Source organism: Vibrio sp. 10N.239.312.C11 (assembly GCF_041466065.1).
In the GTDB taxonomy this organism is placed as follows: domain Bacteria; phylum Pseudomonadota; class Gammaproteobacteria; order Enterobacterales; family Vibrionaceae; genus Vibrio; species Vibrio tasmaniensis_A.
Genome location: NZ_JBFSRZ010000078.1, coordinates 1 through 14,600, shown reverse-complemented (window position 1 = coordinate 14,600; position 14,600 = coordinate 1). Strand labels below are relative to the sequence as shown.

The following is a 14,600-nucleotide window of genomic DNA, read 5'->3' as shown; positions in this document are numbered from 1 at the left end:
GAAATACGCGAAACGGGGTTGTTCTATCTTTAAATTTAATTACGCAACAAAGCCCGTTTAGATTCAAAAGCGGATGCAAGTCGAGTATATAAAAAGCTCTACCCTGTATTAGAAGTGCTTCTTGAACAAGGCTATAGTTTTGATTCACAAGAAGTTAGTAGGATTGTAAACGTGTTGGGAGAACTACCCGCAACAGGAACTAAACGCAAGAATTTCGCCAAGTTATATTTAAAAGATGAAATCACTTTACGTAAATTACCTCATGACCCTTCACACTTTGAAGGCCAGTCCCTCTGGCATTAATCTCTTAGAAAGACACTACCGATGTTCATGTGTAATTAGTTTAGAACCCTTTGAAAGCTTAATCGATTGATACTTATCTAAGTTATCAAGTGATAAGGAGCTATCTGATTTCACTTTTTACACTCCAAACCAATTGAATGAACTAAACCCCATAACACCGTATTCGTGATCTAGAAAACTCCCTTTACTAAATTCTCCTTACGAACACTCGATGCTGAATTTAGTCAAAATAAAAGTTACGTTGTACCTTATTTTCAATCAGGCTAACTAACACTGCGCTTACCTAATGCTCTAGCACAAGATATATCACTCAAACAGGCTGCTATTTCGTGTTTAAATTTTGATCTATCAATCAGTTATATGATTAAACTTGGTGACTAAGCAAGCAAACACTATGCATTCACGCTTACATTATGAATTATAGTGTTAACATCAGACAATGTTGTAAACCAGGTGTTTGATATGTTGCCTAAACTTTATAAGTTCAGATCTCTTCACGATAGAAACATACAATCGATATCCGAGTGTTCGTTGTGGTTTGATTCCGCTAAGACCTTTAATAACCCTTTTGAATCTCATCACCTGTTCAACAAAGAACTTCAGAACGACTTCAAGGTTATGTGCTTCTCTCAATCGAATGACCATCCCATACTTTGGTCTCAGTATGGTGATAACTTTAAAGGTATGTGTATTGAGTATGATCTTAACTGTTATCACGGTGAGGCAGATCTCAATTGCTTTGAAGTTCAGTATGCTGACAACCCAAGCATGCTTAGTTCTCCTTCGCTAGTTGACTTAAAAGCATCGAAATTAGCCGCGAGCGTACTTGGAATCAAACATTCAAACTGGCGTTACGAAAAAGAATATCGCTGGGTACTGCCCAATGAAGAGATTATTGGCAACAAGCTGTATCTGAATAAAGAGTGTATAAGCTCTGTGATTCTCTCAGAACACGCTCCTGCCGATAGAAAACTAAAGGTACTAATGACTTGCCAACACCTCGGCATCCCAGTTAAACACGCTGTCGCTAAACAAGATTCGTGTACATTTGCCACCTTCGGTTAAATAGATATCAGTAAAATGAACGCCCTACGAGACATATTGTTATATCAAGTGACAGTGCAACAAACTGGCATCTAACTCAGATCACCGTAATTCACTCGTATTCATTGACGTTTTAGTCAATCAAATTAACATTGTTTAGTTATAGTGCATTATAATGGTCAGTTTGTGATATGAAGTCGGATGTACTTTTCTGGAAAACTATATTTGAACTTTTTCTTGGTTGGTAAGTGCTGTTTCGCCTGTCTACAAGCTTTACTATCGCCGGACGTTCTCACTCTCTTGATTTTTGTGTAACCTTTGGAGTGCTTCATTTCAATCATCAGGTCACAATAACCATCGATTTCAACATTGCTCTTTTTTAGTCCTTTCATGACCGTGGCTTTGATTTTTTTGGCTACCGGATTAACCAATGCATCATCGGGAAATACGACTGGGGATGAAAAAAACAACAAAAGGATTAGATATCTCATACTGTTCTCCTTTATTGGAACTGAGAACAGTATGACGATGGTTAAGGCAAGCGAAGAACTAACTTAGTATGAAGATTGACAAGATAAGACGTAATTCTTGACCATTACGCCTTCTTTGAGCCTTTAGATTTGAAGCCGTTATGCGGGAATACATTACGAATACGTTGTTGCACGTTCTTAGGTACATCCTTTGTGAACTTGAGATTATAACCAGAACGCTTTGCGTACACTTTTAATTCACCTTTAAAAGTGTTGTTGTGGCCAATCTCTTGAAGGTTGTGCTTAAAGCTGGGTGGAAGATGACCTTTAACTTGTTCGATCGCCCCATCGTTAAATTTGATTTTCAATACCGGCCTATCAACCGCGACTAACCAAAAAACCAACGCTGCACCGATTAAGATTACATACATCATAATGTCACCACTACTGTTGATGATTATTTATCGTCAGAAAGGAGCTTGCTTAAATCTTCTTTAAGATTGGTTACTGTCTTGCTGGCCTGTTCACTACGAGATGCTTCGCTCACCAAATACTCAATAGCATCTGATAGCGTACAACCTAGCTCGTTCGCACGCTGGGATAGCTTTTCCCATACACGATAATCAAGGTCGATTGATTTTTTCTTAGTGTGAACTTGTTCAGCATTAAAGTGACGCTTTCGCTTAGCTCGAATCGCTTGCTTGAGCTTGTTATCGAGCTCAGGAGACATGTTGTCAGATATCCACTCAAGAACACCTGTTGGTTGGTGTTCAAGCTTCAATAAGGCTTGTACAGCAACGTCAGCTTCACTTGAATCAATATGGCAGGTGATCGACTCGCCTTCTTTCCATTTTTTGACCAGATAGTTCCATTTCCAACCACATTCCAAGTTTTCAAGTTGCTGATATTTCATGTCTAATCTCGAGAGTTAATCCTAGTGACAGCGTAACCCAAAATAGGCTATTTAACAATTGTTGTCTTGAAAGAATAGACCAAGATCATACTTATATTAGCTTAGTGATTAGTAACTACAACATAGAGCTACAAGCGAGATCGGTTTTTCTATATACTCCCTACCTCATTATCATAATCAGAAACTTAAATGACTCTAGTAGATTGGCGACATGTTACGCCTCAGTACGACGAATATAGCGCTCAATTAGAGCAATTCCCTGACATCTCGCCTTTCCCATTTTCAGACATTCAACATAGATTCAACGATGCGTTAACCCGCTTTGTCCGCTTGTCCAACCTTTCGCGTGTTTTACTTGTCAACGCTCCGGACAATTCGATCTATCGTCAAATGATTGTTGAATCTTTAGTTACTGCTCTAGATGATCACACGTTACCAGTAATAAAAACTGAGTCTTTAAATGCTGTCTCTTTGTTTGACCAAGTTCAATCAAAAGACGGCCAAGTCGTTGCGACAAAGCCTGGCTTACTGGCTAGAGCGAACAATGGTTATCTGATTGTTTCAGCCAACTTGATTCTAGCAAACCCGGGAAGCTGGTTACTGCTTAAGTCAGCACTTCTTGGTGAGGCCGTAGAGCCCATCAGTAGCAACCCAGAACACTTAAACCAATCTCCATCTTTACCGCTTACCTACAATATTAAGTTGATTGTGGTTGGAGACCGAGCTCAACTCGGCGATCTTGATTATCTAGACAGTGATATTCAAACTGGTTTCTGCCTATTCAGTGAAATTGAACAAGACATAAAGCTAACAGAAGAGACGTTGACGCAATATCTTGGTTACCTTAAATGGCTCCAACAACGTTATGAATTGCCAAACATCACGCAACAGGCGGTGACAGGCATTCTTACTGCTGGTGCGAGAGAAACTGAAGACCAAAGCTATATACCGTTATGCCCGATTTGGCACAATGCGTTATTGAACGAAGCTTTGATTGAAGCCGACCATGGTGAGATTGATGGTCACCATATTCAGCAAGCACAACAACACAAATACAACCGCGAATCGTACTTACCTGAACGTGCTCTTGATGATATTCGAGATGGCCAAGTTATTATCGAAACCGAGGGTGAACAAGTTGGACAAGTTAATGGTCTGACGGTTATCGATGTACCAGGACACCCTGTATCGTATGGCGAACCAGCCCGAATTTCATGTGTTATCCACTTTGGTGATGGTGATATTGCCGACGTTGAACGCAAAGCGGAACTCGGTGGTAACCTTCACGCCAAAGGCATGATGATCATGCAAGCATTTGTAAGCAGCGCATTAAACCTTGAAGATCCGTTGCCCTATGCTGCTTCTGTTGTGTTTGAGCAATCATACTGCGAAGTTGATGGCGACAGTGCTTCTCTTGCTGAGCTTTGCTCTTTGGTAAGTGCTTTGTCGGAATACCCTATCAATCAACAAATAGCGGTAACCGGTGCTGTCGACCAATTCGGTCGTGTACAAGCAGTTGGTGGGCTAAACGAGAAAATCGAAGGCTTCTATCATGTGTGTAAACACAACGGGTTAACTGGCGAACAAGGTGTGATCCTTCCAAGATCTAACTTACGACATCTAGCTCTGAAGCCAGACCTAATTGAAAGCATCAAAAACAAAGAATTCCATATTTGGTCTGTCTCTAATGTAGATGAAGCTATTCCTCTTATTATGAACAAACCATTTAGAGATGATGAACAAGAAAGCGTTCTGAGCAAAATTGCGGAACGTATTGAAAACTTTGAAAGACATGAGCACCCTATTGGAATTGTTGGACGCATTAAAAACTGGTTTGTCTAGTACTGATCGGACTTGTTTAGCGTACACCTGTTCACTAATATGCACCTATCAAAAATTGGAGTAATTGATAATGCAAAACAAACGTGATTCTTACACTCGCGAAGATCTTCTAGCATCAAGCCAAGGCGAACTATGGCCTGAAGGTCCTCAACTACCAGCACCGAACATGTTGATGATGGATCGCATCACTAAAATGTCTGAGACTGAAGGTGATTTCGGTAAAGGTTTGATTCTTGCTGAACTGGATATTACTCCTGACCTATGGTTCTTCGACTGTCACTTCCCTGGTGACCCAGTAATGCCTGGTTGTCTAGGACTTGATGCAATGTGGCAACTTGTTGGCTTCTACCTTGGTTGGGTTGGCGGCAAAGGTAAAGGCCGTGCTTTAGGTGTAGGCGAAGTGAAATTCACTGGTCAAATCCTACCTACTGCGAAAAAAGTGACTTACGAAATCCACATGAAGCGTGTTGTTAACCGTCGCCTAGTTATGGGCCTTGCAGATGGTCGCGTACTTGTTGATGGCAAAGAGATTTATGTTGCTAAAGATTTGAAAGTTGGCCTTTTCCAAGATACGTCAGCATTCTAACCTAATCATTTAATTAGAGTAACGCAGTTAGATTTTAATAAAGCAGCCATTGGCTGCTTTATTTTCACTCCAATACATTTAGTTATAGTGCACTATAGTGTACTGATTAAACAAACTTTCTTATCCCGAAACTGTACTGTATTAGTCCACCAGCAACTGTGTATTCCGCTATAAGTATCAGCTTAAGGTTTTAGCTCTCTGCGCCATTATTCTACAATCAAACATTCTAACGAAGTTATCGAGCTTTTTAGCAAGCTAGAGTGAAAAGTTATTTACTACGATTGGTATTATCGTCCCAATCAGAAACTAACAAGGCTCCACTGCTGTACAACAATGGAGCCTTGATCTTTGAATATGTTCCGCCCTATCTATTTATAGAGACCTGATTGCTTATCACCTTTGGCGTCACGCCAACCACCTAACCAATAAGACCGAGAATCCATTTGGCTATATGGGCAAGCTTCTTGTGACCTACCGTTTATACCAGCTTTGTAGCCTTGAGATTGTGCTCGTTCTAGTCGATCACGCTTTTGTCTCTTCATAGTGCAGTCCTCATACGGGTGTTCTATTTACTAACATACAATGATTACAACTTTGCGGAGTTTTTGTGACTCCAACTTTAAGAATCGACCAGTTTTTCACTTTTCTCAAGGCGAAAAAAAGCCCGAATTCAGAATTGTGAACTCGGGCTCAAGAGATGAAATTATTTAAATTTTCTACGGAACCCTAATAAGCCGAGTACAGTCAAAGCGAACCAACCTAAGCTACCGCCTTTACGATCGACCTTTGCTGTATCAGTACTACGAGCTTGGATATCACTCTTACCTTTACCTTCGATAGGAATCAATTTAACCGCAACAACCTCTTCTACTGCATTAGACGCAGCACCAGCACAGTATGAGTTGTGAGACGTTGTATCGTAGGCTCGTTCATCGTTACCTCTACCGTCTCCATTTGTATCGATCATACATTTTATAGCTGTTGCAGAGATAACACCCGCATCGTTGATGCCTGAAGCATCAATGATTCGGAACTTGTTGTTCTCTCCAGAAACGTTGCCATCATTAGTTAGATCGTCTAGCCACCAAGCTTTGTTCTGAAACAGATCAATTCTTGATGGGTCAGTACCCGTTGCTTGATATGGATAAATAAAGCCGCGGTGTCTACGCTCACTTCCATCAACTTCACGCGTTGTTTCTGCGTCAACTTGACCAACAATTTCATTGAAGTTGTTAACTGCTCTAGCTTCACCACTCGAACCAGCAAAGAAGATACCACCCGTTAGGTATGTCGCTGTTGGAGTCGCAACTGAAGCATCAGTAACAACAAACATCTTGCTGCCTGCGCTACCATTTTCAGGCACTCGACCATTACGCTTAGAGTTACCAATAACAAACAAGTTTTTGTTGATATCGGTCGCTACAGAGTTACTGTATTTGTAATCATTAGACGAGTTAGAGTTGACCTTAGCCCCCTCAATTGATTTGGTCGTCCAAGTATTCGCGCTGTCAGCTAAGTCCAGAGATTTACTGATGAATACAGATGCATTCATATCTTGCAGATCACCACTACCATCAACAGTATTGTAGCCTACGCCATAAAACTTAGTATCCGATTCGGCAATTGAACGCATGCTACCTTGAGCATAGTAATCGCCTTGTCTAGCAGTTCCACCACGAGTCCAATCGATTTGCTTGGTATTCGTACCATCCCAAATAGCAGCTTTTGAACTAAATACAGGATCCGGCGTTGACGTCTCCGTAATGGTTTCACTCGTAGAAACACTACCTACATTGTAAACAGTACCATTACTCGCTGTGATGGCTTTCCATGCTCGAGTCTCAGAAGATCCTGCAGGCCCATTTGGTGACGTTGTAAAGATTGCGTTATTACGAATGCTACCTTCTGATTTGATACCTAAAGGCTTAACTTCTGATGCGTCGTTCACATAAAGGGAGTTGATCACTGTATTGCGAGTATCGAGTATTGCCCCGCCTTCTATAAATGCCTTTGCATTTACATAACTCAGGTTGTTTCTTTCCTTAAACCAAGTATCTTCCCAGCGAGTTTTCGCCCAGCTTTCACATGTGGAATATCTTAGTTCACGGTTACAATAGTTTTTGAAGTCATCGAACTCTTGTAAATATTGGAAGACAGCATCCATAGCAAAAGGAACTTCTTCACGGTAACTAATAGCTTCAAGTGAATTACGTGTTTCACCTGCTAGCTTAAAGCTATCACAAGCGACACCACCAATAGTACCGGTGGTAAAACAACTTTCAGTTCCGGTAACCGCCGCTGGTTGAATCGCGACACCAAACGTTTCAGAAGCTCCGACAATTGAGCTAGGAGTCGCGACTTCAACTACCTTGTACAGTGCAGCATTCGCGTTAGTTGCAGCCAAAACTAAGGCTGCAACTGTTGTTAATTTAAATTTATTACAAGTCATGATTACTTCTTAACTTTCCTGTTGTAGTGCCTCGAGCTCTTCCCAGCGCTCAAAAGCAACTTCAAGCTCCTGCTCTGCTGCAGATAGCTTATCTAATACTGGTTGTGTCTGCTCTACAGATTTTGAAAAGAAGCTAGGATCGTTGACTTCTTCCTGAAGAGTTTCAATTTGAGTTTCCAATTCTTCCAAACGCAAAGGTAGCGCTTCTAGTTCTCGTTGTAGCTTATACGATAACTTCTTAGCTTTAGCCTTAACTGGCGCAGTTTTGGGAGTTTCCTCAACTACTTTCTCTGGCTTTGATGGCTTTTCAACCTGTCGGTACTCTATAGCCTGCTTTCTTTGTTGCTGAGCATCGTGGTAACCACCAACAAATTCTTCAACAACGCCGTTGCCTTCAAAAATCCAACTTGTCATAACCGTGTTATCAACAAACTGTCGATCGTGGCTCACTAAAAGAAGCGTACCCTGATAGTTGGCAAGCAAATCTTCTAAAAGTTCCAAAGTTTCGATATCTAGATCGTTGGTTGGCTCATCGAGAATCAATAAGTTATTCGACTTAAGGAAAATACGAGCTAATAACAGACGGTTTTTCTCACCACCAGACAGTGCTTTCACCGGAGTGCGAGCACGTTTAGGAGAGAACAAAAAATCTTGTAGGTAGCTCAGTGCATGGCGCTCACGGCCGCCTACTGTCACTTCTTGCTTACCATCCGCTAGATTGTCAATTACTGACTTCTCAGGGTCTAGGATTTCGCGGTATTGGTCGAAGTAAGCCACTTCAAGTTTAGTACCACAATGCAGACGGCCAGAATCAGGCTTCAGCTGATCAAGAAGCAGTTTAAGTACGGTACTCTTACCACAGCCATTAGGGCCGATCAGAGCAATACGATCACCACGCATAATATTGAAGCTGAAATCTTTAACAATCTCTTTGCCTTCAAAGCCAAAGTTAAGATTCTCTGCTTCGAATACAATCTTGCCTGAACGTTGACCATCATCGATCTGAATAACCGCTTTACCCTGCACTTCACGACGATTGATGCGCTCTTCACGCAACTTCTTAAGTGCACGTACACGGCCTTCGTTACGCGTTCGACGAGCTTTAATGCCCTGACGAATCCACACTTCTTCTTGAGCAAGCTTTTTATCGAATTCAGCGTTCTGCATCTCTTCGACACGTAACGCTTCTTCTTTCTCTAGCAAGTAGTTTTCGTAATCGCCAGGGAACGAGCTCAGCTTGCCGCGATCAAGATCAACAATGCGAGTTGCCATCGATTTGATGAAAGCACGGTCATGGGAGATAAAGATGATTGAACCACGGAAATCTTTCAGGAAGCCTTCTAACCATTCGATTGTCGCAACATCTAGGTGGTTAGTCGGTTCGTCGAGTAGAAGCACGTCTGGGTCACATACAAGCGCACGAGCAAGCGCCGCTTTACGTTGCCAACCACCAGACAAATCCGTCAGTTTTGTTTCAGCAGTGAGTTTAAGCGCCGCCATTACGTTACTTACGCGATCTTCGAAACGCCATGCGTTGGCATGATCCAACTGCTCTTGCACACGAGTAAGACGATTTAAGTTCTTTTCGCTAGGGTCAGTACCAATGAGATCCAAAAGATCATGATAGATCTTCAACTGTTCGCCGATTTCCGCTAGGCCACCAGCAACGTAATCATAAACGGTGCCTTCTTCGTTACGCGGTGGATCTTGCTCAAGGCGAGATACAACCACATCTTGTGTGATTTGCATCTTACCGTCGTCCATGATGATGTTCCCTGACAGGATTTTCATCAACGTAGACTTACCTGCGCCATTGCGCCCTACTAAACACACACGTTCGTTTTCTTGCAGTGCAAAGTCCGCACGATCTAATAACGGGTGATCGCCAAACGCTAATTGCCCGTTATGAATTGTAAGTAATGCCATTCTTTTTTAACCAATCATTAAGTTCTAACAAGCCAAATGGCCAGTTAAGCTCTGAGCTTTGAGAAAAGTCAGAGCTTTCAAATTTGAGCACCGGAATAGTGACCCCGTAACGGGAAAAGAGCTCATCATCAAATGCAATGTCGACAACGTTGACGTGATGGCTAATGTTTAACTGTTCCGTGAGTTTGAATGCCATCTCACATAGATGGCACCCTTCTGTACTGTAGAGAGTCAGCACGCTATATCCTTATACAATCTCTTAATTACTTATGTGTAATCAACCAGCAGTTATGAATGTGCTTGTTACGAGAGAAGTCCAATGGAAGCGTTTTAGCTGAGATGTTCTGAGCTTTGAGACCTAACTCTTCTAGGCCTTCTACATCCATTTTGAAGTGACGCTTGTTGTTAGAGAACACAATTGTGCCTTCTTCACGAAGAAGACGCTTTAGGTTTTCCATCAATTGAATGTGATCACGCTGAACATCAAAAGATTGATCCATACGCTTAGAGTTTGAGAACGTTGGAGGATCAATGAAGATCAGGTCATAAGAACCCTGCTCTTTAACCAACCACTGTAAGCAGTCGGCTTGAACAAACTGATGTTGACGACCAACACGGCCATTAAGCTCCATGTTCTGCTTTGCCCACTCAAGGTAGGTATTAGACATGTCAACGGTTGTTGTAGAGCGTGCGCCACCCACAGCAGCATGAACAGATGCACTGCCTGTGTAAGCAAATAAGTTAAGGAAATCTTTACCTGCAGCCATTTCGCCGATACGACGACGAGTGATCTTATGATCTAAGAACAAGCCCGTATCTAAGTAGTCATGAAGATTAACAATCAGCTTAACGCCGTATTCGTTCACTTCTAGGTTAGAGGAGTCTTGAGCCATTTTTTGATATTGAGATCGGCCTTTCTGCTTCTGGCGAACCTTAAGAACCACGTTGTTTGCTTCAACGCCAGTGACTTGAATAGAAGCACGGATGATATCGGTTAAGCGACGTTTTGCTTTCTCTTCCGGTACATCTTTAGGTGCTGCGTATTCTTGAATCACTAGGTGACCTGGGTATACGTCAATCGCTACATTGTATTCTGGTAAGTCCGCATCGTAGATACGGTAACAATCTAATTGCTCTTTCTTAGCCCACTTGCCAATTTTACCGATGTTCTTTTTAAGACGGTTTGCGAAGTCTGGAGCAATAAGTTGCTCTTGTTCACCCGTTGGACGCTCTGACATCGGACGGTCTGAAATTGAGTAGTTCTTTTGGTGACACGGTAACGCACCATTGTTCAATTTGAACTGTTTGTCTGCACGCATACGTAAGCAGCTAAGCAGTTCGTCAGAACTAGAGAAGATAGACGCGTTACAACCGCCAAATTCCGCTTTAAGTTGTGCACCGAATGCCGTGTAAAGTGCAATCAAACCCGGCTCTGTGCCAAGACGCTCACCATAAGGTGGGTTTGAAACAATCACACCATCAGTAAACTCTGTAGGACGCTTAAGCTTTGCAGCATCGCCTACTTCGAATTCAATCAGCTCTTCAACACCAGCACGACGAGCATTGTCACGCGCTGTTTTGATCATGCGCTCGTCATTGTCGTAGCCATAGAACTTACATTCTACTTTCTTAACGCCACGACGACCTTGAACGTTCGCTTCAGCTTTCACTTCAGCCCACAGTTCTGGTTCAAAATCTTCTAGTGATTCAAAACACCACTTCTGGCGTTTAACACCTGGAGCCATGTTCGCAGCCATCATTGCCGCTTCAATCACTAACGTACCTGAACCACACATTGGGTCTAGGAAAGGCTTAGTCGCATCCCAGCCACTACGAAGAAGAATCGCTGCAGCAAGGGTTTCACGCAATGGTGCGCGGCCTGATTCTGGACGATAACCACGTTGGTGAAGACCGCTACCTACCATATCAACACCAAGAATCGCTTTATCACGATGTAGACGAACGTGAATACGAATATCTGGATTTTCTTTGCTGATAGACGGACGAGGTAAAGACTTTTTCTCAAAGCTATCAACAACGGCATCTTTTACTTTCATCGCACCGTATTGGCTATTACGGATTTCGTTGTTTGTACCGTTAAAGTCAACAACAAAACGCTTAGAGCTATGGAATTGATTTACCCAGTTAACCGCAGTGGTTGATAGGTACAAATCCATGTCGTCCATACAAGTGAATTCAGAAAGGACACGTACAAATCTAGAAGCCAAACGACTCCATAAACAACAACGATAAATTTGCTCATTGGTCGCTTTGAATTTAACACCTGCTTGAACAGGTTTTGCATTTGTAATCCCTAGTTGGGTTAGTTCTTCAACTAATAAATTCTCAAGGCCGTTTGAGGTAACCGCTAGATATTGATTCATAGTGTTCTTTTATTGATAAAAATTAGCTCGATTATACCTGAATTTGTTATTAGAGCATCACACTAAACTTGTCTTTTCATTGAATCTTTCGACTAACTGGCTAGCAAACACACAGTCATGAAGCGATCGCTTACCCACATCCCCTTAGAACATAAGACTTATCAAATCAGCACAATTTATGACCAAACATCGGCCAATGCGGCGGTGTGAATTTATATTCGCCTTAAAATTGGTATATACCAGAGTCAATTTAAGACTGAAAGTTAGCTACAAAAGCACAAAAACAGGGAATAAAGGGAGGTAATTTACACTTCTGCCGATGAAAATAGGCAGAAATTAAGATGAAAAAACAGTCACAAGTTCACTAATTAAATAGTTAAGCGGTGATGTATTTATCTGGATGAGGTTTTTTAGGCACAAAAAAATCGGCTATTGAGCCGATTCTAAGGAAGGTTTGATAGGTTTATGCGTTGCAATGTGTGTTAGAAATGATGAACTAAACTGGGGAATTAACCGACCATTGCAATATGTGTATGGTGAAAATGAAGAATAGAGTTCGCGTCTACCATCCTATCGTGCATCACTTTAATCGAGTCTCCAAAGCTTAACCCTTTTGAAGGTGTGAGCAGAAACTCTTCTAAGTCGACAAATGCACATAGGCTCGCACACTCTCCCACTTCTAATACAATGAAGTAACCTAGGCTATGCTCGTTATTCATTTGTACGATATCCCCTTCTTGAGGAGATTCGTGGCCAGCGCCTTGTGAATCGAAGAACCAGCTTTTAGGCTGTACAGGCTTGTGGAAGCGCTTTGCTGCCACACAATATAGTGCGAGTTCAGCTTGGCGAGGCTCAGACAGTTCTAAGCCAGAAATTTGTTCTTTGAAGGTTTGGTATGAAGATGCGTCATCAACGGTGAATTCATTATCTCTAAACGCGCAGTCCACCAGCTTATTGCGGACCAGATTCGTTTTGAAAATCATATCCTCTCCGAGGTTTAGCATTAATGAACATTGCTGCTCATCGTAATACCAACTCCATGTATCGCTAGGTTTAAGCATCATTTCGTCTCACACTGTTGAACCATTCCATTAGGTAAAACGCAAAATTACCTTCAATTACAGTAATTTTACTGAGCAATAGGCAAAAAAAAAGAGGAAATGAATTCCTCTTTCTTATCGCTTCTCTCTACAACTCAGTGAGTTACAGTGTCTCTTTTAGTAAGACGATGCCAAATTATAGCTTTCCTAAAATAACCAAATCTTTTTGATAACTCTGTTTATAAAAGCTCTGGGTTTATAAAAGATCTGGTTTTCGGGACTATAAATTTTTAACGATGTCGCCTACAAGACCTGGGCCTTTGTAGATGAAACCAGAGTAAACTTGTACAAGCTTCGCGCCTGCCATCATTTTCTCTTTTGCAGCAACGTAAGAGTCAACGCCACCTACTCCAATGATCGGCAATGCGTCACCAAGTTCTTCGTGAAGTTTACGAACCACTTCAGTACTGCGAGATTGAACCGGACGTCCACTTAGGCCACCCGCTTCATCGCAATGTTTCATGCCTTCAACGATTGAACGATCCAATGTTGTGTTTGTTGCGATCACACCATCGATCTTATTTTTGATCAATGATTCACAAATTTGGCTAATTTCGTCATCACTTAGATCCGGAGCAATCTTAAGAGCAAGAGGAACATATTTACCATGCTTCTCTTCTAGTTCAGATTGTTTCGTTTTAAGTTCAGACAATAGATCGTCTAGAGCTTCGCCGTATTGTAGAGAACGAAGTCCTGGAGTATTTGGTGAAGAGATGTTCACAGCAATGTAACCAGCGTATTGATATACCTTCTCCATACAGATCAAGTAATCTTCAGCGCCCTTTTCAATTGGTGTGTCTTTGTTCTTACCGATGTTGATACCTAAGATGCCGTCGTAGTTCGACTTCTTAACGTTCTCAATAAGATTGTCGACGCCTAGGTTATTGAACCCCATGCGGTTGATGATACCTTCAGCTTCAACAAGACGGAACAGACGTGGTTTGTCATTACCGGCTTGTGGACGAGGAGTTACCGTTCCTACTTCAACGAAACCAAAACCCATTGCGCCAAATGCATCAATACATTCGCCGTTTTTATCTAGGCCAGCCGCTAGGCCAACTGGGTTTTTAAAAGTAAGACCCATGCATTCTACAGGTCGATTAGGTAATTGTTGGCGATACAAAAGATCAATAGGAGTGCCTGTGAAGCGTTTGAAATTTTGAATTGCAAGATCATGTGCCTTTTCGGCATCAAGTTGGAAAAAGCCAGTTCTGGCTAGACGGTAGAGCATTGTGCCTCCGATAGAAAAAAGCCCCGTGTAAACGGGGCGATATTATTTACTTATTTACTCAACTATTCAATCTATTACTGTCTGTAAGGGTAAGATAATCGAGTTTGTTAGTGAATGAGGTTTTTTATTAAGCAAACGTTATCGTTTCTGCAGTCAGTTTACTCATTTCTAGTCTCTACCATATTACAGCACCCACTCTTTTAACAACAAACAAGGTGTCCACGATGTGGGTCCGTCAAAAGTCGTCAGATCGATTGATGCCACTTTATAGAAACGAAAAAGGCAGACCTTATGGCCTTAATGCCGATCGTTTAAGAAGACTTGAACGATCTTGCAGTTAGCAGATAATCCC

General features: G+C 41.9%; 13 protein-coding genes. 3 read left to right on the top strand and 10 right to left on the bottom strand.

The window, feature by feature from the left end; translation table 11 throughout:
* The first annotated feature begins 765 nt into the window (after positions 1-765).
* Entirely contained in the window at positions 766-1,368 is a 603-nt protein-coding gene (locus AB6D07_RS21420) for a DUF2971 domain-containing protein (RefSeq protein ID WP_029223106.1), read from the top strand.
* 158 nt (positions 1,369-1,526) lie between these two features.
* On the opposite strand, the gene AB6D07_RS21415 is transcribed toward AB6D07_RS21420, so the two are convergent.
* The 3 genes from AB6D07_RS21415 to matP form a co-directional block, all read right to left on the bottom strand.
* Complete coding sequence (locus tag AB6D07_RS21415) at positions 1,527-1,838, bottom strand: hypothetical protein (protein ID WP_017101103.1); 312 nt, start codon at positions 1,836-1,838, stop codon at positions 1,527-1,529.
* A gap of 104 nt (positions 1,839-1,942) precedes the next feature.
* On the bottom strand, positions 1,943-2,251 hold the full coding sequence (locus AB6D07_RS21410) for a DUF3634 family protein (protein ID WP_012603889.1): 309 nt from the start codon (positions 2,249-2,251) through the stop codon (positions 1,943-1,945).
* Between the two features lie 23 nt (positions 2,252-2,274).
* Entirely contained in the window at positions 2,275-2,730 is a 456-nt protein-coding gene (matP, locus tag AB6D07_RS21405; RefSeq protein ID WP_009846670.1) for a macrodomain Ter protein MatP, read from the bottom strand.
* A gap of 189 nt (positions 2,731-2,919) precedes the next feature.
* On the opposite strand from matP, the gene AB6D07_RS21400 reads away from it, so the two are divergent.
* Both AB6D07_RS21400 and fabA read left to right on the top strand, forming a co-directional pair.
* Positions 2,920-4,572, top strand: coding sequence for a Lon protease family protein (locus AB6D07_RS21400; protein WP_017099300.1), 1,653 nt, complete (start codon positions 2,920-2,922; stop codon positions 4,570-4,572).
* 70 nt (positions 4,573-4,642) lie between these two features.
* Positions 4,643-5,158, top strand: coding sequence for a bifunctional 3-hydroxydecanoyl-ACP dehydratase/trans-2-decenoyl-ACP isomerase (fabA, locus tag AB6D07_RS21395; protein WP_010440782.1), 516 nt, complete (start codon positions 4,643-4,645; stop codon positions 5,156-5,158).
* A 368-nt stretch (positions 5,159-5,526) separates the two neighbouring features.
* On the opposite strand, the gene rmf is transcribed toward fabA, so the two are convergent.
* The 7 genes from rmf to pyrD all read right to left on the bottom strand — a co-directional run bounded on the left by rmf (position 5,527) and on the right by pyrD (position 14,248).
* Complete coding sequence (gene rmf / locus AB6D07_RS21390) at positions 5,527-5,700, bottom strand: ribosome modulation factor (protein ID WP_009846667.1); 174 nt, start codon at positions 5,698-5,700, stop codon at positions 5,527-5,529.
* 161 nt (positions 5,701-5,861) lie between these two features.
* Positions 5,862-7,607 (bottom strand): DUF3466 family protein, encoded by a 1,746-nt coding sequence (locus AB6D07_RS21385; RefSeq protein ID WP_017103924.1) that lies wholly within the window; start codon positions 7,605-7,607, stop codon positions 5,862-5,864.
* 9 nt (positions 7,608-7,616) lie between these two features.
* Complete coding sequence (locus AB6D07_RS21380) at positions 7,617-9,533, bottom strand: ABC transporter ATP-binding protein (protein ID WP_009846664.1); 1,917 nt, start codon at positions 9,531-9,533, stop codon at positions 7,617-7,619.
* Entirely contained in the window at positions 9,511-9,771 is a 261-nt protein-coding gene (locus AB6D07_RS21375) for a glutaredoxin family protein (RefSeq protein ID WP_012603885.1), read from the bottom strand. The genes AB6D07_RS21380 and AB6D07_RS21375 overlap by 23 nt, the downstream gene beginning before the upstream one ends.
* 25 nt (positions 9,772-9,796) lie before the next feature.
* Positions 9,797-11,917 (bottom strand): bifunctional 23S rRNA (guanine(2069)-N(7))-methyltransferase RlmK/23S rRNA (guanine(2445)-N(2))-methyltransferase RlmL, encoded by a 2,121-nt coding sequence (gene rlmKL, locus AB6D07_RS21370; RefSeq protein ID WP_017103925.1) that lies wholly within the window; start codon positions 11,915-11,917, stop codon positions 9,797-9,799.
* A gap of 509 nt (positions 11,918-12,426) precedes the next feature.
* The gene (locus AB6D07_RS21365; protein WP_017099303.1) at positions 12,427-12,981 is read right to left on the bottom strand and encodes a cell division protein ZapC; all 555 of its coding nucleotides are present in this window, start codon (positions 12,979-12,981) and stop codon (positions 12,427-12,429) included.
* A gap of 256 nt (positions 12,982-13,237) precedes the next feature.
* Positions 13,238-14,248, bottom strand: a complete 1,011-nt coding sequence (pyrD, locus tag AB6D07_RS21360; RefSeq protein WP_009846660.1) for a quinone-dependent dihydroorotate dehydrogenase — start codon at positions 14,246-14,248, stop codon at positions 13,238-13,240.
* Positions 14,249-14,600: the final 352 nt, after the last annotated feature.